At 69.2% G+C, this 16481-nt stretch carries 14 protein-coding genes and 1 riboswitch; of the genes, 6 read left to right on the top strand and 8 right to left on the bottom strand.

Annotated features, from left to right (window positions below; translation table 11 throughout):
- Nucleotides 1-3: 3 nt before the first annotated feature.
- Nucleotides 4-753 (top strand): TetR/AcrR family transcriptional regulator, encoded by a 750-nt coding sequence (locus ACSFBE_RS19265; protein ID WP_435492029.1) that lies wholly within the window; start codon nucleotides 4-6, stop codon nucleotides 751-753.
- Nucleotides 699-1886, top strand: a complete 1188-nt coding sequence (locus ACSFBE_RS19270; RefSeq protein ID WP_435492030.1) for an amidohydrolase family protein — start codon at nucleotides 699-701, stop codon at nucleotides 1884-1886. Before ACSFBE_RS19265 ends, ACSFBE_RS19270 begins: the two co-directional genes overlap by 55 nt.
- Nucleotides 1887-1896: 10 nt before the next feature.
- Here ACSFBE_RS19270 and ACSFBE_RS19275 read toward each other — a convergent pair whose 3' ends face one another.
- Nucleotides 1897-2106, bottom strand: coding sequence for a hypothetical protein (locus ACSFBE_RS19275; RefSeq protein WP_435492031.1), 210 nt, complete (start codon nucleotides 2104-2106; stop codon nucleotides 1897-1899).
- Between the two features lie 169 nt (nucleotides 2107-2275).
- Here ACSFBE_RS19275 and ACSFBE_RS19280 point away from each other — a divergent pair, with 169 nt between their 5' ends.
- The gene (locus ACSFBE_RS19280; protein ID WP_435492032.1) at nucleotides 2276-2830 is read left to right on the top strand and encodes a hypothetical protein; all 555 of its coding nucleotides are present in this window, start codon (nucleotides 2276-2278) and stop codon (nucleotides 2828-2830) included.
- A 103-nt stretch (nucleotides 2831-2933) separates the two neighbouring features.
- On the opposite strand, the gene ACSFBE_RS19285 is transcribed toward ACSFBE_RS19280, so the two are convergent.
- Nucleotides 2934-4475 carry an MFS transporter gene (locus tag ACSFBE_RS19285; RefSeq protein WP_435492033.1) on the bottom strand — a complete coding sequence of 514 codons (1542 nt, stop codon included), beginning with the start codon at nucleotides 4473-4475 and terminating at the stop codon, nucleotides 2934-2936.
- A gap of 113 nt (nucleotides 4476-4588) precedes the next feature.
- On the opposite strand from ACSFBE_RS19285, the gene ACSFBE_RS19290 reads away from it, so the two are divergent.
- Complete coding sequence (locus ACSFBE_RS19290) at nucleotides 4589-5503, top strand: LysR family transcriptional regulator (RefSeq protein ID WP_435492034.1); 915 nt, start codon at nucleotides 4589-4591, stop codon at nucleotides 5501-5503.
- Here ACSFBE_RS19290 and ACSFBE_RS19295 read toward each other — a convergent pair.
- Nucleotides 5488-6342: an oxidoreductase gene (locus ACSFBE_RS19295; RefSeq protein WP_435492035.1), complete on the bottom strand. Its 855-nt coding sequence runs from the start codon at nucleotides 6340-6342 to the stop codon at nucleotides 5488-5490. The genes ACSFBE_RS19290 and ACSFBE_RS19295 overlap by 16 nt on opposite strands.
- A 122-nt stretch (nucleotides 6343-6464) precedes the next feature.
- On the opposite strand from ACSFBE_RS19295, the gene ACSFBE_RS19300 reads away from it, so the two are divergent.
- A complete protein-coding gene (locus tag ACSFBE_RS19300) occupies nucleotides 6465-7442 on the top strand; it encodes a LysR family transcriptional regulator (RefSeq protein ID WP_435492036.1) in 978 nt (325 codons plus the stop codon).
- A 60-nt stretch (nucleotides 7443-7502) separates the two neighbouring features.
- On the opposite strand, the gene metH is transcribed toward ACSFBE_RS19300, so the two are convergent.
- The 3 genes from metH to ACSFBE_RS19315 form a co-directional block, all read right to left on the bottom strand.
- Nucleotides 7503-10217 carry a methionine synthase gene (gene metH / locus ACSFBE_RS19305; RefSeq protein WP_435492267.1) on the bottom strand — a complete coding sequence of 905 codons (2715 nt, stop codon included), beginning with the start codon at nucleotides 10215-10217 and terminating at the stop codon, nucleotides 7503-7505.
- Between the two features lie 64 nt (nucleotides 10218-10281).
- A riboswitch (S-adenosyl-L-homocysteine riboswitch) is annotated at nucleotides 10282-10349 on the bottom strand.
- 339 nt (nucleotides 10350-10688) lie between these two features.
- On the bottom strand, nucleotides 10689-12911 hold the full coding sequence (gene dinG / locus ACSFBE_RS19310; RefSeq protein WP_435492037.1) for an ATP-dependent DNA helicase DinG: 2223 nt from the start codon (nucleotides 12909-12911) through the stop codon (nucleotides 10689-10691).
- A gap of 46 nt (nucleotides 12912-12957) precedes the next feature.
- A complete protein-coding gene (locus ACSFBE_RS19315) occupies nucleotides 12958-13395 on the bottom strand; it encodes a PACE efflux transporter (RefSeq protein WP_435492038.1) in 438 nt (145 codons plus the stop codon).
- Between the two features lie 97 nt (nucleotides 13396-13492).
- On the opposite strand from ACSFBE_RS19315, the gene ACSFBE_RS19320 reads away from it, so the two are divergent.
- Complete coding sequence (locus tag ACSFBE_RS19320) at nucleotides 13493-14395, top strand: LysR family transcriptional regulator (protein ID WP_435492039.1); 903 nt, start codon at nucleotides 13493-13495, stop codon at nucleotides 14393-14395.
- 20 nt (nucleotides 14396-14415) lie between these two features.
- On the opposite strand, the gene ACSFBE_RS19325 is transcribed toward ACSFBE_RS19320, so the two are convergent.
- Nucleotides 14416-15324 (bottom strand): SH3 domain-containing protein, encoded by a 909-nt coding sequence (locus tag ACSFBE_RS19325; RefSeq protein ID WP_435492040.1) that lies wholly within the window; start codon nucleotides 15322-15324, stop codon nucleotides 14416-14418.
- 77 nt (nucleotides 15325-15401) lie between these two features.
- Nucleotides 15402-16448 carry a homocysteine S-methyltransferase family protein gene (locus tag ACSFBE_RS19330; protein WP_435492041.1) on the bottom strand — a complete coding sequence of 349 codons (1047 nt, stop codon included), beginning with the start codon at nucleotides 16446-16448 and terminating at the stop codon, nucleotides 15402-15404.
- Between the last annotated feature and the right edge of the window lie 33 nt (nucleotides 16449-16481).

The raw sequence follows: 16481 nt of genomic DNA on the forward strand, positions 1-16481 counted from the left end.
GCGATGGCCACGAGCCGCACCGCCGCCAAGCCCCAGCGCAAGACGGGCGTGCGCGAGGCTGCGGCGCAGGCCACGCGCGATGCGATCCTGAAGGCGGCCACCAAGGTGTTCGCCAAGTACGGCTACGACGGCGGCAGCGTCGAGAAGATCTCGAAGGCCGCGAAGTCGTACGACCGGATGATCTACTACTACTTCGGCAGCAAGGAAGGGCTCTTCATCGCGGTGCTCGAAGGCATCTACCAGCGCATGGACGATGCCGAGGCGGCGCTCGACCTCGACACCACGCGCCCGGTCGACGCGCTCACCGCGGTCATCCGCTTCGTGCTCGGCTACTACCGCAAGAACCCCGAGTTCGTCACGCTGCTGAACACCGAGAACCTGCACAAGGGCCGGCACATCTCGAAGTCTCTGCGGGCGCGCGAGTACTCGTCGCGTGCGGTCGCGATCGTTGCCGAGATCCTCCAAAGCGGTGCGGCACAGGGCCTGTTCCGCACCGACCTGGTGGCGCGCGATGTCTACCTGCTGATCGCATCCACCGGTTATTTCTACACGGCCAACCGCCACACGCTCACCGCCTTCCTCGGCGAGCCGATGGAGCTGCCTGCTGCGGTCACGCACTGGGAAGACTTCGTGATCGAGACCGTGCTGCGCACCGTGCGGGCAGACGAAATACAAGACACAACCCACGAGGACATCAAATGGCAGAAATCGCAGCCGGCGGCAAGTCGGGCAAGGTCGTCATCCAGAACATAGGGCTGCTGCTCTCGGGCGACATCGACAAGCCCATCCTCGACGCCGACACCATCGTGGTGGTCGACGGCCTGATCACCGCGGTCGGCAAGTACAAGGACTGCGACGTCGAAGGCGCGAAGACCGTCATCGACTGCAGGAAGACCACCGTCGCGCCGGGCCTGATCGACAGCCACGTGCACCCGGTGTTCGGCGACTGGACGCCGCGCCAGAGCCAGCTCGGCTGGATCGATTCGTCGATGAACGGCGGCGTGACCACCATGATCTCCGCCGGCGAAGTGCACCTGCCCGGTCGGCCGAAAGACATCGTCGGCCTCAAGGCCTTGGCCATCACTGCACAGCGCGCCTACGACAACTTCCGCCCCAGCGGCGTGAAGGTGCTGGCCGGTGCGCCGGTCATCGAGAAGGGCATGGTCGAGAGCGACTTCAAGGAGCTGGCCGAGGCCGGCGTGGGCCTGCTGGGCGAGGTGGGCCTGGGCACGGTGAAGGCCGGCTACGAGGCCAAGGAGATGGTGGCGTGGGCGCGCAAGTACGGCATCCAGAGCACCATCCACACCGGCGGCCCGTCGGTGCCGGGCTCGGGTTACATCGACAAGGACGTGGTGCTGGAAGCCGACGCCGACGTCATCGGCCACATCAACGGCGGCCACACCTCGCTGCCCGAGGCGCATGTCTGCGAGCTGTGCGAGAAGTCGACGCGCGCGATCGAGATCGTGCACAACGGCAACGAGAAGACGGCGATCGCCGCGGCCCGCGCAGCCATCGAACTGAAGTGCCCGCACCGCGTGATCCTCGGCACCGACGGCCCCGCCGGCTCGGGCGTGCAGCCGCTGGGCATCCTGCGCATGGTGTCGTTCATCACGGCCTTCGCGGCCATTCCGGCCGAGCAGGTGTTCTGCTTCGCGACGGGCAACACGGCGCGCATCCGCAACCTGAACTGCGGCCTGATCGAGGTGGGCCGCGACGCCGACTTCGTCTTCATGGACCGTGCGCAGCATTCGCCGGCCGCCGGCCTGCTCGAGAGCGTGGCGCTGGGCGACATCCCGGGCGTGGGCATGGTGATGATCGACGGCATCGTGCGCAGCGGCCGCAGCCGCAACACGCCGCCGGCGACCGAAGTGCCGGTGGTGCTCTGAGCCGTCTGCGCTAGCGGCCGGCGGCTCTCGGTGTCGAGTAGTCGTAGTGCGGGCCGGGACCGGCCGCGACCGGTGGGCCCAGGTCGCCCCCGCCCGCTGCGCGGGGGCCCACCGCCGGTGCAGCCGGTGCAGCCGGTGCCGCGGTCGCGAACGGTTCGCTCGGCCGGGGGCCCGGCACGATGGGCGGGCCGGCATCCTGGTAGTCCGGCGCCGAGGTCATGGCGGGCGGACGCATCGGCGCCACCCAACCGCCGAAATCGCCCGACCGGACCTCTGGGGGCGGTGGCCGCAGACGTTCCCGGTACGTGGTGGCTTGGCGTTGCGTCGCGGCGCCCCGCGTTTCCGTCTCCCGGGCCGCGAGCGGCGCGGGGGCCTGAGCGGCCGGCGCCATGGGAGCCGGCGCCACTTGCGGGGGCGGGGCGGTTGGTGCCGCAGGCACGGTGGGGGCCGTTGATACGGCCGTCGATGCGACCGGTGCCGCAACCGGGGGCGTCGTGCCCATCGTCGCCGAGGCCGCCGGCCTGAGAGAAATGGGCACGGTGGCCGCCGGCGCTGCGTCGGCCCCGCTGCCCACCGCCACCGGCATCTGCGTGGGGACCTTGCTGCCGGTCAGGATGTACAGACTCCAGGCGATGAAGCCGATCATCACGATCACCCCGCCGATGCCCAGCTTGATCCAGAAGCCGGCGGTGTCGATGGGTGCCGATTGCAGCGGCAGCGGCCGCGAGTGGGTGGTCCGCGGCGCGTCGAAACGGCTGTCCCCGCGCTGGGCCAGCGAAGCGGGGGTCGACAATTCCGCCGGCGCAGACGCGATGGCCGGCTCTGCACCCAACCGCGCCGCGCACGCCACGCAAAAGCGGGCTGCTGCGCGGTTGCGCTTGCCACATTCGGGGCAATCGATCATCGAGGACTTCGCATTGAACATAGCCCTTGACTGTGCATGAAAGTGAGGCCTTTGGTTGTCGGTGGACGCCGGAAGCACGTTTCCACATGTCACCGCCCCCCCGCCGCCGCCGCCGCCGCCGACGACGGTGTGCGCCCGCCCGCTCAGCAGGCGCGAGGCTCCGATGCCAGCGCCGGAGTCGCGGGGGTGGCCGGCTGCGTCTCGCCCCGCAGGAAGCTGAACACCGCCAGCGCCGTCAGCACGGTGACGGCCGCCAGCACGCACAGCAGCGTTGCGAAGGCTGCACCGTAGGCGTGCAGCAGCGCCTCGCGGCCCAACCCTGGCAGCAGCGCCATGGCCTGTGTCAGGTCGCCGGTCGTCACGCGCTGCGCGGCCTGGGATGCGCCCAGCGCCGTGCGCCCCGGCAGGCGGGCGAGCTGCAGCGCGACGAGCGCCGTCAGCCCGGCGCCGACCAGCGCCAGCGCGATGCCCTCTCCGGCCACGCGCACGGTGTTGAAGATGCCCGAGGCCATGCCGGCCCGTTCGCGCGGCACCACGCTCACGGCCAAGCCGTCCATCAGTCCCCAGGGCAGGCCGATGCCCGCGCCGATCAGCAGCAGGGGCCACACCATGTCGTGCAAGGGCGTGCCGGGCGCGCAGTGGCTGAGCCAGAACAGGCCCGCTGCGCACACCAGCAGGCCCAGCGCCGACAAGGCGCCGGCCGGGTAGCGCTGCGCCAGCCAGGCCGCCAGCGTCGGCACGACGAGGATCGGCCCCGAGAGCGCGAACATGAAACCGCCTGCCTCCAGCGCGCTGCGCCCTTCGAGCCCGACGAAGCGCAGCGGCAGCAGCACCAGCAGCACGACGAAGCCATAGGCCGGTGCGGCGGCCAGCAATTGCACGCCGACGAAACGCGGGAAGCGGAACAGCGACAGGTCGAGCATCGGATGCGCGGCGCGGCGCTCGATGGCGATGAAGGCCGCGCCCATCAGTGCCGCACCGGCGAGCGCAGCGATCACCCACGGGCTGCCCCAGCCGCTGTCGGGCGCCTGCAGCACACCCAGCGTGAGCAGGCTCAGCGCGGCGGTGAAGCTCAACGCGCCGGGCAGATCCAGCCCCTGCGCCTGCGGGTTGCGTGATTCGCGCATGGCGGGCACGGCGATGCCCAGCGCCAGCAGGCACACCGCGCCCGGGCTCAGCATCACGGCCTGCCAGCCGAAGGTCTGGGCCAGCCAGCCCGAGAGCATCGCGCCGCAGGACAGTCCCACGCCGAAGGAGGTGCCGATCAGGCTGAAGGCCCGCGTGCGCGCCGCGCCGTCGAACAGCTGGGCCAGCGCGGCGGTGCCGGCGGCAAATGCGGCGGCCGACCCCAGCCCCTGCAGCGCGCGCACCATGTCGAACGTCACGATGCCCGGCGCCCACACCAGCATCGCGCAGCTCAGTGCCACCACGGCCAGCCCGAGCAGGAAGACGCGCTTGCGCCCCCAGGCATCGGCGAGCGCACCGGCTGCCAGAAGCGTGGCGCCGAAGCTCAGCATGAAGGCGTTCGTGATCCAGTTGAGCTGCACCGGGTTGCCGCCCAGTGCGTCGCGAATCGCGGGCAGCACCACGGCGGGCCCGGTGAAGCTCAGCGGCATGCCCAGCGCCGCCAGGCAGACGGCGGCCAGCAGCCAGTTCTTGGAGACGGGAGGGGAGGGAGGGGACATCGCGATGGCTTTCACACGGGAAGGGGATGGAGGAACAGAAGATAAAAAGGATTCAATGGAATGAGAATGGCGGACAAATTCCTAGCACCCCCAACCTCAGGTTGCCAATCCCCATGGACAGTTTCAGCGGACTCGAATCCTTCGCGCGGGCAGCCGACCTGCTGAGCTTTGCCGCCGCCGGCCGGCACCTAGGCATCTCGGCGTCCGCCGTGGGCAAGAACGTCGCGCGGCTCGAGGCGCAACTGGGCTTGCGCCTGTTTAACCGCACCACGCGCCAGGTGCGGCTCACGGCGGAAGGCGTGATGTTCCATGAGCGCTGCCGCCGCATCCTCGACGAGCTCGACGATGCGCGCGCGATGATGCAAGACGCCGCGGCCACGCCGCGCGGCCGACTGCGCGTGAGCCTGCCGACCATCGGCTACCGCTTCCTGCTGCCGGTGCTGCCGGACTTCAAGGCGCGCTTCCCCGAGATCGAACTCGACCTCGACTTCAACGACGGCCTGGTCGACGTGATCGCCGACAACGTGGACGTGGCGATCCGCAGCGGCGACCTGGCGGACTCGCGGCTGGTGGCCCGGCGGCTGGGGCCCTTCGACTTCGTGCTGGTGGCCTCGCCGGCCTACCTGGCACGCCACGGGGTGCCGCAAATACCGGCCGACCTTGCTCACCACGCCTGCCTGCGCTACAAGTTCGTGACCGGCGGCAGGATCGAGGATTGGGACCTGCCCGGCCTGCCGACGCAGCTGCCGCCGGGCCTGCTCTCGAACAACATGGAAGCCATGCTCGGTGCCGCGGTGGCCGGGCTCGGTGTCGCCTACATGCCCGACTTTCTCGCGCGCGATGCGCTGTGCCGCGGCGAACTGCAGCGCGTGCTGGCCGCGCACCTGGTGCGCCAGGGCCAGTTCTCCGCGCTCTGGCCGTCGAGCCGCCAGCTGTCGCCCAAGGTGCGCGCCTTCGTCGATTTCGCGAGCGAACGGATGTTCAAGCAAGGCGATCTGCCGGCACAGGGTACTCAGGCGGTGGCGTAGTCGGTCGATGCCGCCAGCTCGACCCATTCGGCAGTCTCGCGCTGCAGCTCATCGATGTGGTCGCGGATCACCTGCAGCGTGTCGGTGCCCAGGGGCAGGCGCATCGGCGGCTTCGGCGACTCGACGAGGCGGATCACCGCCTGTGCCAACTTCACCGGGTCGCCCGGCTGGTTGAGGCTGATGCTCCGTGCGGCGATGCGCACCTGGCCGGACGTGCCTTCGTAGTCGGCGATGAACTTTGGCGAGACGGCCAGCGAATTGCCTTCGAGGAACTCGGTGCGGAAGTAGCCCGGTTCGACCGCCGTGACGTGAATGCCCAACGGCGCCAGTTCCTTGTGCAGCGCCTGGTTGATGCCTTCGACCGCGAACTTGGTCGAGCAGTACAGCCCGAAGCCGGGTCCGGACTGATGGCCGCCCAGCGACGAGAGGTTGAGCACGTGGCCGCTGCGGCGCGCGCGCATCGACGGCAACACGGCGCGCGTCACGTTCAGCAGGCCGAACACGTTGGTCTCGTAGAGCTTGCGCACCTCGTCGGCCGTGGCTTCTTCCACCGCGCCGAGCAGGCCGAAGCCGGCGTTGTTGATCAGCACGTCGATGCGGCCGAAGCGGGCGATGGCCGCCTCGACGGCGCGCGCGGCCTGGGCCTCGTCCGTCACGTCGAGCGACACGCCCAGCAACGCCGGATGGTTGCCGAAGCGTTGGGCCACGTCGGCCGCATTGCGGGCGGTCGCGACCACCGCGTCGCCGTGGGCGAGTGCGGCTTCGGCCATGCGGGCACCGAGGCCGCGGGATGCGCCGGTGATCAGCCAGACGCGTTGGAATTCGTTCGTTGCAGTCATGTCGGTTTCCTTTGAAAGCAGGTAATGAAGGGATGCGATGGAGGAAATGTAGGTTTTGCATCCGCAACGGAATAGCCCACATTCACTCGCTTCATCCACAAGTCAATCGTGATAATCCGTCCATGGCCTTCAACGAACTCCGCGCGATCACCACCTTCATCCAGGCCGCCGAGCTGGGCAGCCTGCGGCAGGCCGCCGCCTCGCAGGCGATCACGCCGCAGGCGGCCAGCCAGGCGCTGGCGCAGCTCGAATCGCACCTGGGCGTGCGGCTGTTCCATCGCACCACGCGGCGGCTGAGCCTCACCGAGGAAGGCAGCCAGTTCCTCGAGGCTGCGCAGCCCGGCCTGAGCACGCTGCAGCGCGCGTTGCGCAACGCGCGCCGAGGGCGCGAAGAGATCGCCGGGCCGCTGCGCATCGTGGCGCCGCGCGCGACCATGCTGCAGGTCCTCTGGCCGGTGCTCGAAGCCTTCTGCGCGCAGCATCCGCAGATCGAACCCGACGTGCAGTTGGACGACCGCGTCGGCAACTGGGTCGAAGAACGCGTCGATGTCGGATTCCGCAGCGGCCTCGCGCCGCAAGACGGATTGATCGCGCGGCGGCTGATGCCGGTACAGCTGGTGGTGTGCGCTGCGCCGGCCTACATCGCGCGCTTCGGGGCGCCACACCACATCGACGACCTGGCACAGCACCGCTGCAGCTGCTTCCGGCACCCGACCAGCGGCAAGCTGATGCCGTGGGAATTCAAGGTCGACGACCAGATCGTTGCGCGCGACATCGCGCCGGCGCTGTGCACCAACGACGTCGACCTGGAAATTCGTGCGGTGCTGGCAGGCCAGGTGATCGGCCAGTTGATCGGTGCCACGGCGGCACCGCTGCTGCGCAGCGGGCAACTGGTGCCGTTGCTGACGCCGCATGTAACGGACCACCTGGGTCTGTACGTCTACTACGGCAGTCGGGTGGCGCAACCGCTGCGGGTGCGCGCCTTCATCGATCTCGCGGTCGAGATGCTGACGGGCAACAGCGATTTCGTGCTGCAGCCGCACGAGTTGAAGCCGATGCCGACACGCAAGCGCGCAGCGGCTCACGGCAAATCACGCTAGGCGCTCAGACGCGGCCGTCGGCCGGCCCAGGCTTGTCGATGGGCGGCGCTTGCTCGTGTGCTACAGGTTCGGTGCCAGCAGGCGTTCGAGTTCGCTCTCCGGCAGCCGACGGCGTGCCGCCTGGTCGGCCAACTGGTCGTGCCCGATCTTGCCGACGTTGAAGTAGGTCGATGCCGGATGGCTCAGGTGGAAGCCGCTCACACTGGCCGCCGGCGTCATCGCGAGGCTCTCGGTCAGCGTCATGCCGATGTCGGTGCACTGCATGACCTCGAACATCTCGCGCTTCACGCTGTGGTCGGGGCACGCCGGGTAGCCGGGCGCGGGGCGGATGCCGTGGTACTTCTCGGCAATCATGTCTTCGTTGCTCAAGGCTTCGTCCGCGGCGTAGCCCCACAGGTCGGTGCGCACGCGGTGGTGCAGCGATTCGGCGAAGGCCTCGGCCAGCCGGTCGGCCAGCGCCTTGAACATGATGGCCGAGTAGTCGTCGAGGTCGTCGATGAAGAACTTCTCACGCTTCTCGACGCCCAGGCCGGCGGTGACCGCGAACATGCCGACATAGTCCTTCACGCCGCTGTCCTTGGGCGCGACGAAGTCGGCCAGGCAGCGGCTCGGTCGCATCACGCCGTCGATCGCCTGCTTTTCGGTCTGCTGGCGCATGCCGTACCAAGTCATCGCGACTTCGCTGCGCGTCTCGTCGGTGTAGAGCTCGATGTCGTCGTCGTTCACCGTGTTGGCCGGCCAGAAGCCGACGATGCCGCTCGCGCTGAGCCAGCGGCCTTCGATCAGGCGCTGCAGCATGCGTTTCGCGTCAGCGTAGACGCGTACCGCTTCGGTACCCACGACCTCGTCCTTCAGGATCGAGGGGAACGGCCCGGCCAAGTCCCAGGTCTGGAAGAACGGCCCCCAGTCGATGTACCTGGCCAACTCGGTCAGGTCGAAGTTCTTGAACACGCGGCGGCCGATGAACTTCGGTACCGGCGGCGTGTAGCTCGTCCAGTCGATCGGCGTCTTGTTGGCCCGCGCCTTGGCCAGCGGCCACAGCGGCACCTGCTTCTTGTTGGCGTGCTGCAGCCGCACCTTGTCGTAGTCGGCGTTGAGTTCGTCGATGTACTTCGTCGCCTGGTCGGAGAGCAGCGACTGCGCCACGCTCACGCTGCGCGACGCATCGGGCACGTAGACGACGGGGCCTTCGTAATGCGGCGCGATCTTCACGGCCGTGTGCACGCGGCTGGTGGTGGCGCCGCCGATCATCAGCGGGATCTTCTTGATGCGGAAATGGTCGTCGCGCTGCATCTCGCCCGCCACGTACTGCATCTCTTCCAGGCTCGGCGTGATGAGGCCGGAGAGGCCCACAATGTCCGCGCCCTCGACCTTGGCGCGCGCGAGGATCTCGTGGCACGGGACCATCACGCCCATGTTCACCACTTCGAAGTTGTTGCACTGGAGCACGACGGTGACGATGTTCTTGCCGATGTCGTGCACGTCGCCCTTCACCGTGGCGATGATGATCTTGCCCTTGGTGCGCACGTCGCGGCCCGCCGCCTCGTCGCGCAGCTTCTCTTCCTCGATGTAGGGCAGCAGGTGCGCCACCGCCTGCTTCATCACGCGGGCCGACTTCACCACCTGCGGCAGGAACATCTTGCCGGCACCGAACAGGTCGCCGACCACGTTCATGCCGTCCATCAGCGGGCCTTCGATGACGTGCAGCGGCCGGCCGCCCTTGGCGAGGATGCCCTGGTAAGCCTCTTCGGTGTCCTCGACGATGAACTCGGTGATGCCGTGCACCAGCGCGTGGCTGAGCCGGTCGCCCACGCTCACCGGCGCATCGGCCGTGCCGCGCCAGTCGTTGCGCTTGCTCTCGTCCTTGGCGCCGCTCTTGGCGGTCTCGGCGACTTCGACCAGGCGCTCACCCGCATCGGGGCGGCGGTTGAGCACCACGTCTTCGACGCGCTCGCGCAGCACCGGCTCGAGGTCGTCGTACACACCGACCATGCCGGCGTTGACGATGCCCATGTCCATGCCGGCCTTGATCGCGTGGTACAGGAACACGGTGTGGATGGCTTCACGCACCGGGTCGTTGCCGCGGAAGCTGAAGCTCACGTTCGACACGCCGCCCGACACCTTGGCGCCGGGCAGGTTCTGCTTGATCCAGCGCGTCGCCTCGATGAAGTCGACCGCGTAGTTGTTGTGCTCCTCGATGCCGGTGGCCACCGCGAAGATGTTCGGGTCGAAGATGATGTCCTCGGCCGGAAAGCCGATCTCGTCGACCAGGATGCGGTAGGCGCGCTGGCAGATCTCGACCTTGCGCTCGTAGGTGTCGGCCTGGCCCTTCTCGTCGAAGGCCATGACCACCGCGGCGGCACCGTAGCGGCGCAAGAGCTTGGCATGGTGGCGGAATTGGTCTTCGCCTTCCTTCATGCTGATCGAGTTGACGATGCCCTTGCCCTGAATGCAGCGGAGACCTGCCTCGATGACGTCCCACTTCGAGCTGTCGACCATGATCGGCACGCGCGCGATGTCGGGCTCCGACGCGATCAGGTTCAGGAAGCGCACCATCGCCGCCTTGCTGTCGAGCATGGCCTCGTCCATGTTGATGTCGATCACCTGCGCGCCGTTCTCGACCTGCTGGCGCGCGACGGCCAGCGCTTCCTCGAACTGGCCGTTCAGGATCATCCGCGCGAAGGCCTTGGAGCCGGTGACGTTGGTGCGCTCGCCGATGTTGACGAACAGCGTGCCGTCGCCGATGCGCACGGGCTCGAGGCCCGACAGCTTCATCGGGGGAACGGACGTGACGGCTGGGGAAGACGGTTCGGACATGGGCTCACCTGGATTCGCGATGGTCAGGTGAGCGTCGTTGCGGGGAAGGACCCGAGCCTGGCGGGGGTGCCGCTGCAACGCTCCTCGGGGTCGTCGATTTTAGTAGGCTTTGTTTGGAGTGAGGGTTTCGGTGTGGCGTGGGGCGTCGGCGCGCGGTGCATCCTTCTCCGGCGAGCGCAATCGTCGCGCGCCCCCAAGCCCGGCAGGCAGTGCGGGCCGGGCGATCCCCTGTGCGCCGCCGAGGAGCGCAGCGCCATCGGCTGCGCGCGCAGCGCGCTTCAACATCTGACTCGTCGCAGCTGTTTGAGCGAAGAGAACGAAGTGAGCGCAGCGAGTTCTGCGACGCAGCCGATGGCGCGAGCACCGCAGGGAAGCCGCGAAGCGGCCGGCGCACCGGGCTCGCCCGGCCCGCACCGCCTGCCGGGCGCTCTACGCAGTGACCCCATCCCCCACCCGCACCGTAGAAAAAGAAAACGGCGGCAATCCCTTCAACAACCGCTGCCCATACGAAGTCCGCACCAGCCGCCGGTCGTAGCAGTACACAGAGGCCCGGTCCTCCTCGCTGCGAATCGCCCGCCCCACCCACTGCGCCAGCCGAATGGCCGTTGCCGGCACCACCAGCTCGGTGAACGGATCGCGCCCCACCGTTCGCAGCCACTCGGCCCGCGCCTCGCCGACCGGATCGTCCGGCGGCGCGAAGGGCAGCTTGGCGATGAAGACCGATTCGCAGAGCTTGCCCGGCAGGTCGAGCCCTTCGCCGAAGGACTGCATGCCGAAGACGATCGACGGCAACCCCTCGGCCACGCGATGGCGGTGCGTGGCGAGCAGTTGCTGGCGCGGCATGGCGGTCTGCAGCAGCACGCGCGGCTTGAGCGTGGCGGGCAGCGCCTCGACGGCCTGGCGCAGTTGATCGCGCGAGGTGAACAACACCAGCGCGCCGTGCCGCACCTCGGCCAGGTCGCGCACCAGCGATTGCACCATCTCGGCGACGTAGCCGGCCGCATCGCGCGGGTCGGCCCGGGTCTCGACGGCGATCAGCCGGCCCTGGGCGGCGTAGTCGAAGGGGCTGGGCACTTCCAGCGTCGTCGCGGCATCGTCGCCATGCAGGCCCGACTCGCGCAGGAAGAAATCGAAGTGGCCGCAGCTGGTGAGCGTGGCGGATGTCAGCACCGCGCCGCGCACCTTGTTCCACAGGTGGTGGCGCAGCGTCGCGCCGGGCAGCAGCGGGCTGGCGTGCGCCTGCAGCGTGGCCTGGTCGCCGTCGACCTGCAGCGTGAACCACTTGGCGGCCGGCACCGCGTCGGGCGCGGCGTCGCGCAGCAGCAGCTGGGCGGTGTCGAGCGTCTGCTCCAGCCGCGGGGCGAGCGCGCCGAGCTGGGCGTACATGGTCGACAGCTTGCGGGCCATCGCGGGCTGCTCGCGCATCTCGGTGCGCAGGGCGCTGGCGATCACGCGCAGGGCGTCGAGGAAGCCCGACGCGTGGTGCGCCACCCGGCCCAGCGGACCCTGCAGCGCTTCGGGCAATGCGCCCAGCGGCAGGCGCGCACGCGCGGGGCCGCGGCCGGGCAGGCCCGCCGGGCCGGCAAGGTCGGACTTCAGGCCGTCGCCGTACAGATCCATCACCAGGCGCTCGGTCTCCTGCAGCGCCTGGCGCATCTGCGCGGCGTGCATCGGCACGTCGGCCACCTCGGTGACCTCGAAGCGCACGCCCACCCGCACCGCGCGCTGCGCCAGGCGTTCGACCCAGCCGTGGCGGCCCAGGTCCATGCGGCAGCCGAACTGCGCGAGCGCGGTGGCCGGCAGGTGGTGCGCTTCGTCGAGCACCAGCAGGCAGTTGTCCAGCTCGGGCAACTGGCGGTTGCCGATGGAGGCCAGCAGCAGGTCGTGGTTGACCACGACCACCTGCGCGCCGACCAGCGTCTTGCGGCGCTCGTAGTAGACGCACTGGTTGAACGATGGGCAATGCTTGCCGGTACAGGACGCGGCGTCGGCCGCCATCGGTAGCCAGGCGTCGGCGGCCGGCGGGGTGTCGAGGGTGTCCCGGTCGCCGTCCCACGCGCCGCTCGACAGCGTCTGCGCGACGCCCGTGTAGAACCGGAGGCGAGCCTCCACTTCGTGCGCAGGCCGCGCGGGACGGGCCTGTGTGACCGCGTCGTCGTCGGCGAACAGGTCGTCCTCGCCCTCTTCCTCGTCGCCGTCGGGCTCGGCCATCATCCCGGTCAGGCGTTCCAGCTTCAACTGGCAGACGTAGCGCCCGCGGCCCTTGGCCAGGGCGAAGCGGAAGGGTTGCGGCATCAGCTTGGCGAGCGCCGGCAGGTCCTTGTGGACCAGTTGCTCCTGCAGCGCCACGGTGGCGGTGGAGATCACGACGCGGGTGTTGCGCGCCAGCGCCAGCGCGATGGCCGGCGCGCAGTAGGCGAGCGATTTGCCGACGCCGGTGCCGGCCTGGATCACCGCGATGGCGCGCACCGGCGGGTCGGCCGGACCGTCGCCCTCATCGCTGTCGGTCTTGCCGAGGGTGGCGGCCGCCAGTGTGCCGGCCACCTGCTCGGCCATGCGCCGCTGACCGTCGCGGCTGCGGAAACCGGCGCTGGCCTGGACCACCCCGTCGAACGCCTGCAGGGCGGACGCGGCCCATTCCAAAGAAGACATGCGCCGAGTGTTGCACGGCCGCCCGCCGGGCCGCGTGTCGGGCGCGTCAGGCGGGCTGGGCGGCGCCTGTCGCGGAGGCCGGCAGGCCGAAGATGGCGTCGAAGGCCCAGTTGAAGACGAAGGTGTAGACGAGGAAGAACACCACGAGGCCCAGATCCATCACCAGCGCGTCCCACAGGCTCACACCCAGCCACCAGGCGAAGGTCGGCACCAGGAACGCGACCAGGCCGCCCTCGAAGCCGATGGCGTGTGCGACACGGCGCCACACACTGCGCCCGCGCACCGCCTGGCGCGACTCCCAACGCTCGAAAAGCCAGTTGAAGCTCAAATTCCACAGCACGGCGATCACGGACGCGATCATGGCCAGCACGCCCGAATGCCCCAGCCCCTGGCCCGACATCAACGCCAGCCCCGCGCTCGCCGCGACGATGGCAATACCTTCGTAAAGCGTGATGTAGACGACACGGCGCTTGAGCCCTTGCATGGAAATCCCGGAAAACAGTGAACACGCGGTGGACTTTATGTGTCATGAGCTGATATAAAAAGTCATCTTCTTTCAACCAAGCTGATAGATCGGGCGCATGGCCTTCTCCACCGACAACCTGCAGGTCTTTCTCGCCGTGCTCGACCACGGCTCGTTCTCGGCGGCGGCGCGCTCGCTGGGGCGTGTGCCATCGGCCGTGAGCATGGCGATCGCCGGGCTGGAGGCCGAACTCGACCTCCCGTTGTTCGACCGCAGCGGCCGTGAGCCCAAGCCCACCGCCGCCGCGCGCTCGCTCGAACCCCAGGCGCGCCTGCTGGCGGCGCAGTTCAAGCAGCTCGAAGTGCAGGCGCTGGCCCTCACCCAAGGACTGGAGAACCGGTTGACGCTGGCCATCGCCCCCGAGCTGCTGGCGGCACCCTGGAGCGGCGCCCTCGCGGCACTGGCGGCCGAGTACCCCCTGCTCGAAGTGGAGGTGCTCGCCGCGCCGCAGGCCGACGCGCTGGCGCTGCTGCACGCCGGGCGCGCGCAACTTGCGCTGGTGTTCGAGCGGCCCAGCCTCGACGGCCGCGAGGGATTTCAGGAAGTGGCGAGCGACACCATGGTCGCCGTGATGGCGCCGGCGCACCCGGTGCTGGCCGCCGCCGGCGGGCGCCTGCGCGAGGAGCATCTGCACAACACGCGGCAGATCGTGGTGGCCGGGCGCGATCTGGCGACCAGCGACCCGCGCTTCGTCTTCGGCCGGCATGTCTGGCGCACCGACAACGCGCTCGCCGCACTGAGCCTGATCACCGCCGGCCTCGGCTGGGGCTGGCTGCCGCGCGCCTTCGCCAAGCCGCACGTGGCGGCGGGGGCGTTGCTGGAGATTCCGTTCGAGAACCTCAGCAACGGGCTCGACCTGTGGGTCGACGTGGTGTGGTCGCGCGAGCGTCCGCTCGGGCTGGGCGCACAGCGTTTCGTGGCGCTGATCGCGCGGGACAAATCGGCCGCGATCGCGGCCTGAATCCGTCCTGAAGCCTGCCGCTATTCCTTCTGGCGCCCGTCCCGCGTGAAGCCGTCGCGGCCGTTCTCGCGCTGGCCGCGCTCGACCTGACGCCCCAGGTCCTGGCGCTGCTGCTGAAAGTCGGGGCGGCCCTGCGGATGAGGACGGTAGCCGGGCTGTGGCTGCTGCTCCTGCTGCCGCTGCTGCCGTTCCTGCTGCGCCTGTTGCTGTTGCTGCTGCCGTTGCTGCTGCGCCTGTTGCTGCTGCTGTTGCCGTTCCTGCTGTTGCCGCTGCTGCTCCTGCTGGTGGCGCTGCTGCTCGACCCGCTGTTGCTGTTGCTGTTGCTGTTGCTGTTGCTGTTGCTGACGCCCGCGTTCTTCGTCGCGCCGCCAGTCCCGACGGTCGCGGTCATCGCGGCGGTCGCGGTCATCGCGACGGTCACGGTCCGGGCGGTAGTCGTTGCCCCCGGCCGGCCGGTACGGATTCGGCCGCCACTCGGCACGCGGCGGCGGCGGACGCTGCCAGTTGTCGCGGGGCGGCGGCGGCCGGTTGCCCCAGTAGCGGCGGTCGTCGTAGAACGAGCGGTCGCGGTAGTTGTTGCCCCAGTAGCTGCCGATCGCGAAGGTCACGAGCGGAATGCCGATGGCCGCGCCGTAGGTGGCGATCGGCACGCGCCGCTGCTCGTAGGCATAGTCGACGCTCTGCGCATAGACCCAGCCGCGCAGGCCGTCGGGCATCACCACGTCGCACCAGCTGTAGCCGCTGGTGCAGCCCAGCACGTCGAAGGGCTGGCCGGCGCCGATGGTCGCAATCAACGGGTAGTTGCCCGCCGGCCCGGCCCGCAGGTTCACCGTGCTGCGTGCAAAGGCCTGCTGGGCCGAGGCCACGACCGGCAGGACGAAGGCCAGAGCGCCGATGCCGATCCAGCGCAAGACGATCTTGTTGTTCATGGGGTTCCTTCCGGCTGCGTCTTCATCGCCTCACGGTGTTCGCGCGAGGCCGGCTTGTCAATCAGCCGGGGCGCCGCTCAAGCGGCTTCGGCGTAGAAAGGCTGCCGCTGAACGCGCCGGCCTGCAATCGGCGCCACGGTGCGGCCGATGGCCGCGATGTGGTCGGGCGTGGTGCCGCAGCAGCCCCCCACGATGTTCACCAGCCCGTCGGCCGCGAACTCGTGCAGCAGGCGCGCCGTGACGTCGGGCGTCTCATCGAAGCCGGTGTCGCTCATCGGGTTGGGCAGGCCGGCGTTCGGGTAGCAGCTGATGAAGGTGTCTTCCGCCACCCGGGCAAGTTCCTGGATGTAGGGGCGCATCAGCGCCGCGCCCAGCGCACAGTTCAGGCCGATGGCCAGCGGCTGCGCGTGGCGCACGCTGTGCCAGAAGGCAGTCACGGTCTGGCCGCTCAGGATGCGGCCCGAGGCGTCGGTCACGGTGCCGCTGATGATGAGCGGCAGGCGCTCGCCCGAGGCCTCGAAGTACTCGTCGACCGCGAACAGCGCCGCCTTGGCGTTGAGCGTGTCGAAGATGGTCTCGACCAGGATCACGTCGGCACCGCCCTCGACCAGCGCCTCGGTCTGTTCGTAGTACGCCGCGCGCAAGGTTTCGAAGTCGACGTTGCGGGCGCCGGGGTCGTTCACGTCGGGGCTGATGCTGGCCGTCTTCGGCGTCGGGCCGAGGGCGCCGGCGACGAAGCGCGGCTTGTCCGGCGTGCTGTACTTGTCGCAGGCCGCACGCGCGAGCTTCGCGGATTCGAGGTTCATCTCGCGCGCCAGGTGCGCCATCTTGTAGTCCTCCTGCGCGACGGTGGTGGCGCCGAAGGTATTGGTCTCGATCAGGTCCGCGCCGGCGGCGAGGTACTTTTCGTGGATGTCGCGGATCACGTCGGGACGCGTCAGCGACAGCAACTCGTTGTTGCCCTTCACGTCGCGCTCGAAGTCCTTGAAGCGCTCGCCGCGGTACTGCTCTTCCGTGAGCTTGAAGCGCTGGATCATCGTGCCCATGGCGCCGTCGAGCACGGCGATGCGTTGGGCGAGGATGCCAGGCAGGGCCTGACCGCGGGTGTAGACGATGGGCTTCATAGCCCACGATTGTAGGAAGCGGCCAAAGGGCTT

Source organism: Variovorax sucrosi (assembly GCF_051216635.1).
Classification (GTDB): Bacteria; Pseudomonadota; Gammaproteobacteria; order Burkholderiales; family Burkholderiaceae_C; genus Variovorax.

What these genes read in the sequence shown, in the direction of transcription:
- ACSFBE_RS19315 (WP_435492038.1), bottom strand. Translation starts at nt 13,395, where the DNA reads ATGCAAGGGCTCAAGCGCCGTGTCGTCTACATCACGCTTTACGAAGGT.
- ACSFBE_RS19295 (WP_435492035.1), bottom strand. Translation starts at nt 6,342, where the DNA reads ATGACTGCAACGAACGAATTCCAACGCGTCTGGCTGATCACCGGCGCA.
- ACSFBE_RS19280 (WP_435492032.1), top strand. Translation starts at nt 2,276, where the DNA reads ATGGGAGCCGGCGCCACTTGCGGGGGCGGGGCGGTTGGTGCCGCAGGC.
- ACSFBE_RS19265 (WP_435492029.1), top strand. Translation starts at nt 4, where the DNA reads ATGGCCACGAGCCGCACCGCCGCCAAGCCCCAGCGCAAGACGGGCGTG.
- metH (WP_435492267.1), bottom strand. Translation starts at nt 10,217, where the DNA reads ATGAAGCTGTCGGGCCTCGAGCCCGTGCGCATCGGCGACGGCACGCTG.
- ACSFBE_RS19270 (WP_435492030.1), top strand. Translation starts at nt 699, where the DNA reads ATGGCAGAAATCGCAGCCGGCGGCAAGTCGGGCAAGGTCGTCATCCAG.
- ACSFBE_RS19320 (WP_435492039.1), top strand. Translation starts at nt 13,493, where the DNA reads ATGGCCTTCTCCACCGACAACCTGCAGGTCTTTCTCGCCGTGCTCGAC.
- ACSFBE_RS19325 (WP_435492040.1), bottom strand. Translation starts at nt 15,324, where the DNA reads ATGAACAACAAGATCGTCTTGCGCTGGATCGGCATCGGCGCTCTGGCC.
- dinG (WP_435492037.1), bottom strand. Translation starts at nt 12,911, where the DNA reads ATGTCTTCTTTGGAATGGGCCGCGTCCGCCCTGCAGGCGTTCGACGGG.
- ACSFBE_RS19330 (WP_435492041.1), bottom strand. Translation starts at nt 16,448, where the DNA reads ATGAAGCCCATCGTCTACACCCGCGGTCAGGCCCTGCCTGGCATCCTC.
- ACSFBE_RS19285 (WP_435492033.1), bottom strand. Translation starts at nt 4,475, where the DNA reads ATGTCCCCTCCCTCCCCTCCCGTCTCCAAGAACTGGCTGCTGGCCGCC.
- ACSFBE_RS19300 (WP_435492036.1), top strand. Translation starts at nt 6,465, where the DNA reads ATGGCCTTCAACGAACTCCGCGCGATCACCACCTTCATCCAGGCCGCC.
- ACSFBE_RS19275 (WP_435492031.1), bottom strand. Translation starts at nt 2,106, where the DNA reads ATGACCTCGGCGCCGGACTACCAGGATGCCGGCCCGCCCATCGTGCCG.
- ACSFBE_RS19290 (WP_435492034.1), top strand. Translation starts at nt 4,589, where the DNA reads ATGGACAGTTTCAGCGGACTCGAATCCTTCGCGCGGGCAGCCGACCTG.